Source organism: Mycobacterium sp., assembly GCF_035499775.1.
Classification (GTDB): domain Bacteria; phylum Actinomycetota; class Actinomycetes; order Mycobacteriales; family Mycobacteriaceae; genus Mycobacterium.
In genome coordinates, this window is sequence record NZ_DATJYB010000390.1 from 1 (window position 1) to 4,285 (window position 4,285).

Here is a 4,285-nt window from a genome sequence, read left to right on the forward strand (position 1 = left end):
GGTCGTGACCTGTTTCCGGTGCTCGTCAGCCTGATCGAGTTCGGTAGGGTGTTGCAGGGTGAGTCCAGCTCGATGGAACTCGTTCACGAAGGCTGTGGAGCGCCCGTCGTTCCCCAGGTGCGTTGCACGGCGGGACATGACGTGCCGCTGGAGGACGTGACGGCACGCATGGCCAAGCGCTGAGCAACGGGTGTGACGCGCCCTGTGTAACGGCCCGAGTGTGACGCACGGAACAATGCGGCTTTTCGTGACGTTTACTCCGATGCGGCGTTCCCGTAAACGTGCCGCGGTCAAATTCTTTAAGGCCACTCTCGACCTAATGAACGAGGGAGGCCGAATTAACGAAGGACTACAGCTGTGCCATCAATACCAGACCGGATCGGCCAGAGCCCTGAGAACCTCGACCTAATCACCCCGCTCAAGGAGCGCGCCTGCGACGCATTGAACACCGTGCTCAGACGTCGGCTGCGTCCCGCGGGCGAACCGCGCGTGATGCGCCAGGGCGACGAGCGCTGCTGACCAGCCCGCCCGAAACGGGCAGCTAGCCTTCGGCGGCGTGGTCGCGTTCACGCCGGCGCGCGCGGGAAGCGCGCAGATTCGCGGCGTTGCCGCATGTCTTCACGTCGTGCCACACCCCGCTGTTGTTCTTCGAGCGGTCGTAGAACGTCGACCCGCACTCATGGCTGTGGCATCTCTTGAGCCGCCGCCAGGTGTCCTGCTGCTGGCTCAGCAGGATCTCGCTCCACAGCGCCGAGGCCAGCCAGCGCCAGCCGCTGCCCGCGGGTTCCAGCCGTACCTGACCGGTGTCGGACAGCGCGAAGGATGCGGAAACCGAGCCGATCGCCCGCCCCGGGGCTCCGACGACCATCGCCGCGATCGTGTCGCGCACTGCGCGAAGTTTCGCGAGATCCGCGTCGTCGAGTTCGGGCGGCTCTGCGTCGGCGCCGCGCACGGCCGACCAGGAGCGCACGGCGGTGGCGACCCAGGCCCGGGCGAGTTCGGTGTCGGTGAGCAGATCCGGACCGTACTCGCCGATGCCGACGGTGTTGAGGAAGTCGTGCACGAGCCCCAGGCCGCCGGGCGCAGACCCCAGTCGGTACCGCTGCGTCGCGGGCCATTCAGATGACATAGGCAAATACTACTTGACTATGTCGTAAGCGACAACTACCTTGACAGATGCAAAGCAACTTTACCTAAGTCAAGGAGATCGGTTAATGGTCAACATCAAGGGCTCGACGGTCGTGGTTACCGGTGGGCAGCGCGGGCTCGGCAAGGCCATCGTGGATGAGTTGCTGCAGCGGGGAGCGGCCAAGGTGTACGCCACCGCGCGGGCGCCGAAGCCCAGCGAGGACCCCCGGGTAATCGGCGTCGAGCTCGACGTTACGGAGCCGAATTCGGTTGCAGCGCTGGCTAGTACAGCCTCGGATGCGCAAATCGTGATCAACAATGCCGGTATCTCGGGCGCGTCGAAGCTGCTGGACAGTGACATCGACGAAGTCCGCGCGGTGTTCGAGACCAACTTCTTCGGTGCGCTGCGGATCGCCCGCGCGTTCGCGCCGATCCTCGCCGCCAATGGCGGCGGCGCCCTGGTGGACATCCATTCGGTGCTGTCCTGGATGGGCGGGTTCGGCGGCTACGGTGCTTCCAAGGCCGCCTTCTGGTCGTTGACGAACTCGCTGCGCATCGAGCTCGAGCAGCAGGGCACGCTGGTGACCGGCGTACACCTGGGCTACACCGACACCGACATGATCTCCGAGTTCGATGTCGCGAAGAACGACCCGCGGCAGGTGGCACGTGACATCCTCGATGGCGTCGAGCAAGGTGACGCCGAGGTACTGGCCGACGATCTCACCCGCTACGTCAAGGGGGCCCTCTCCGGACCGGTGGAGGCGCTGCGAGCGAGCTGAGACGGCGGGGGCGTGTTTGGATTGCGCCATGGAACCCGAAGAACGAATCGTGAGCGTCACCCGCATCATCGCGGCCAACGCGCAGCGGATTTTCGACCTGATCGCCGACCCCGCCCTCCAGCCGAGCTGGGATGGCAACAACAACCTCGCCTCGGCGGCGCCAGGCCAACGGGTGCACCGGGCCGGTGACGTCTTCACGATGACGTTGACTGGAGGCGCGGTGCGGGAGAACCACGTCGTGGAGTTCATCGAAGGCAGCCAGATCGCCTGGCGCCCAGCCGAACCCCGCAAGCAGCCGCCCGGTCACCTGTGGCGTTGGCTGCTCGAGCCGGTCAGCGCCGACCTCACCAGCGTGACCCACACCTACGACTGGACGGCGCTGACCGACGCCACGCGGATTGCTCGCGCTCGCGCAACGACGCCCGAAATGTTGCGCGCGTCGCTGGACCGGCTCGCGGTGCTCGCCGGCTCGTCGGGGTGACGCTGCTACCGCCTTTGCTGTAAACGCCGATCGGCGGACCCGATCCCGATATGCTGACAGTTTGCTCCGGGGGGCTTGACGAGTCAGGCCAGGAGATCAGCGATGTCGTATCTGGTGGCGGCTCCCGAGATGGTCCAAGCGGCGGCAGCGGACCTACAGGGCATCGGCGCAGCGCTGATTGAAGCGAATTCGGCTGCCGCGATCCCACCACGGATGTGCTGGCCGCCGGTGGCGACGAGGTGTCTGCGGCGGTCGCTTCACTGTTTGCCGGACACGCTCAGGCCTATCAAGGATTGAGTGCTCAGGCGGCGGCTTTTCATCAGCGGTTCGTGCAGGCGTTGAGTTCGGGCGCCGGTTCGTATGCGGCCACCGAGGCTCCCAACGCGGCCGCCGGTCAGGGTCTGCTCGACCTGCTGAATGCACCCACTCAGCTGCTGTTCAATCGCCCGTTGATCGGCAACGGCGCCGACGCGACGACGCCGGTCGCCTGATCGGCGGCGGCGGGTCGGGTGGCGGTGGCGGCGGGACCGGCGGCAACAGCGGTGCGTGGTTCGGTAACGGCGGGGCCGGTGGCGCCGGTGGGAACAACAACGACTTCGACAGCCATCACCTCACCGCCGGCGGCGGTGACGGCGGCAACGCGCTGGGGATCATCGGTAACGGCGGTAACGGAGGGGGGCGGGTGGCACGTCGCGCACCGGCGGCACCGGTGGCAACGGCGGCACCGCCGCGGAGTGGTTCGGCCGCGGGGGCTCCGGGGGCACCGGTGGCGGGTCGACCAACGAGCGGTGGGGCGGCTTCGGTGGCGACGGCGGTAACGCCGGGTGGTTTGGCAACGGGGGCGACGGCGGCAGCGGCGGGCAGTTGTTCGGCGCCTTGGGTTCGCCCGGCAATCCCGGCTGACGCGCGAGTACGGTCGGCGTATGGCTCTCCCACCACCAGGAAACGACCGCGCCGCCATCGTCACCGGCGCTTCGTCAGGAATCGGCGAGGAACTCGCCAAGATACTTGCCCAACGCGGCTACCAGGTCGTGCTGGTCGCCCGCAGCGTCGAGCGCCTCGAGGAGCTCGCCGCGGGGTTGGGCCCCCAAGCGCACCCGCTGCCCGCGGACCTGTCCCAGCGAACCGACCGGGCGGCCCTGCCGGACCGTATCGCGGCGCTGGGCCTGGTTGCCGACATCCTGGTCAACAACGCCGGGCTGTCGACGACCGGAGTCGTCGCGAAATCGGTTCCAGAGAAAGAACTCAACCTGGTCGAGGTCGATGTGGCGGCGGTCGTCGACCTGTGCAGCAGGTTTCTGCCGGGCATGGTCGAACGTCGTCGCGGCGCGGTGCTCAACGTGGCGTCGACGGCCGCGTTCCAACCCTTGCCGGGCCAAGCGGCCTACGGCGCCGCCAAGGCGTTCGTGCTGTCCTACACACACAGCCTGCGGGGTGAGCTACGTGATACCGGCGTCAGCGCGACGGCGTTGTGTCCGGGGCCGGTGGACACCGGATTCGGTGAGGCCGCCGGTTTTTCCAAGGAGGAAGCCGAATCGGCGCTGCCACAGGTGATGTGGCTGCCCGCCGAGAAGGTGGCGCAGGCCGGGATCGACGGTCTGGCAGCCGGCAAGGCGGTGGTGATCCCCGGGCGGGTCAACCGGGTCGCCGCATCCATCTCCCGGGTAACGCCACCCGAACTGCTGCTGCCCTTCCTGGCCCGCAGCCACCCGGCTCTCAAGCGCAACTAGCGTTTCCCACGCACCCACTGGAACACGCCGAGGCTCTTGACTCGCAGGCTGACGAAGCCGTTGTCCTCCAGGATGTCTGCGATCTCGTCGTCGTCGAACGCGTGCGCCCCGGCGCTGGGCAGCATCCGCCACAACGGGGCGGCGCGCCCCGCGGTGGGGACCATCAC

5 protein-coding genes and 3 pseudogenes are annotated in these 4,285 nt (G+C 67.6%); 6 read left to right on the forward strand and 2 right to left on the reverse strand.

The window, feature by feature from the left end; translation table 11 throughout:
* Both VML93_RS24025 and VML93_RS24030 read left to right on the forward strand, forming a co-directional pair.
* Positions 1-183, forward strand: a pseudogene (locus VML93_RS24025) (transcriptional regulator); the annotation flags it as partial.
* A 174-nt stretch (positions 184-357) separates the two neighbouring features.
* Positions 358-519, forward strand: a complete 162-nt coding sequence (locus VML93_RS24030; protein WP_325614780.1) for a hypothetical protein — start codon at positions 358-360, stop codon at positions 517-519.
* Positions 520-541: 22 nt separating this feature from the next.
* Here VML93_RS24030 and VML93_RS24035 read toward each other — a convergent pair whose 3' ends face one another.
* On the reverse strand, positions 542-1,129 hold the full coding sequence (locus tag VML93_RS24035; protein WP_325614781.1) for a CGNR zinc finger domain-containing protein: 588 nt from the start codon (positions 1,127-1,129) through the stop codon (positions 542-544).
* 85 nt (positions 1,130-1,214) lie between these two features.
* On the opposite strand from VML93_RS24035, the gene VML93_RS24040 reads away from it, so the two are divergent.
* The 4 genes and pseudogenes from VML93_RS24040 (at position 1,215) to VML93_RS24055 (ending at position 4,118) form a co-directional block, all read left to right on the forward strand.
* Positions 1,215-1,907, forward strand: a complete 693-nt coding sequence (locus VML93_RS24040; RefSeq protein WP_325614782.1) for an SDR family oxidoreductase — start codon at positions 1,215-1,217, stop codon at positions 1,905-1,907.
* Between the two features lie 28 nt (positions 1,908-1,935).
* Entirely contained in the window at positions 1,936-2,388 is a 453-nt protein-coding gene (locus VML93_RS24045; protein WP_325614783.1) for an SRPBCC family protein, read from the forward strand.
* Positions 2,389-2,517: 129 nt separating this feature from the next.
* Positions 2,518-2,879 (forward strand): annotated as a pseudogene (locus tag VML93_RS38690) (PE family protein).
* Positions 2,880-3,311: 432 nt separating this feature from the next.
* Positions 3,312-4,118, forward strand: coding sequence for an SDR family oxidoreductase (locus tag VML93_RS24055; protein ID WP_325614784.1), 807 nt, complete (start codon positions 3,312-3,314; stop codon positions 4,116-4,118).
* Here the strand turns inward: VML93_RS24055 and VML93_RS24060 are convergent.
* Positions 4,115-4,285, reverse strand: a pseudogene (locus tag VML93_RS24060) (SAM-dependent methyltransferase); the annotation flags it as partial. The gene VML93_RS24055 and the pseudogene VML93_RS24060 overlap by 4 nt on opposite strands.

Excerpts from the sequence above, each read along its gene's own strand:
- VML93_RS24035 (WP_325614781.1), bottom strand. The coding sequence starts at position 1,129 with ATGTCATCTGAATGGCCCGCGACGCAGCGGTACCGACTGGGGTCTGCG.
- VML93_RS24040 (WP_325614782.1), top strand. The coding sequence starts at position 1,215 with ATGGTCAACATCAAGGGCTCGACGGTCGTGGTTACCGGTGGGCAGCGC.
- VML93_RS24045 (WP_325614783.1), top strand. The coding sequence starts at position 1,936 with ATGGAACCCGAAGAACGAATCGTGAGCGTCACCCGCATCATCGCGGCC.
- VML93_RS24055 (WP_325614784.1), top strand. The coding sequence starts at position 3,312 with ATGGCTCTCCCACCACCAGGAAACGACCGCGCCGCCATCGTCACCGGC.